The organism is Streptomyces sparsus (genome assembly GCF_054776295.1).
The window spans coordinates 1-517 of sequence record NZ_BAAHCA010001744.1 but is presented as its reverse complement, the minus strand read 5'-3'; the positions used below and the strand labels follow the sequence as shown (position 1 = coordinate 517).

The 517-nt window shown below is 76.6% G+C and carries 1 pseudogene; it reads left to right on the top strand.

Annotated features, from left to right (window positions below):
* Window positions 1-81 precede the first annotated feature (81 nt).
* A pseudogene (locus ACYVE9_RS30610) lies at window positions 82-517 on the top strand (type III PLP-dependent enzyme); the annotation flags it as partial.

The window sequence follows — 517 nt, the reverse complement described above, 5'->3', positions numbered from 1 at the left end:
CTCCCGGCCGTCCCCCCGCCCGACCGACGCGCGGCCGTCCGACGCCCGCCCGTCCGCGGCGCGTCCTCCCCGGAGTGCCTCGTGATCACCGACCGGGTCGCCGCCCACGCGGCCGAGCTGACCGAACTCCCCGCCTACGTGTACGACCTCGACGCCCTGGACCGGCACGCCCGGCAGGTGCGTGCCGCACTGCCCGAGCAGGTCGAGCTGTACTACGCGGCCAAGGCCAATCCCGACCCGCCCCTGCTCCGCGCCCTGGCGCCCCACCTGAGCGGCTTCGAGGTCTCCTCCGGCGCGGAACTGGCCCTCGTCCGCGCCACGTCGCCCGGTGTGCCGCTGGCCTTCGGCGCGCCCGGCAAGACCGCCGCCGAGTTGCGACAGGCGCTGGACCTCGGCGTCGAACGCTTCCACCTGGAGAGCGCCCACGACCCCGAGCTGCTCGCCCACCTCGCCGAGCGCCCGGTCGACGTCCTGCTGCGGGTCAACCTGCCCGCTCCCACCGACGCGCGGGTGCCGG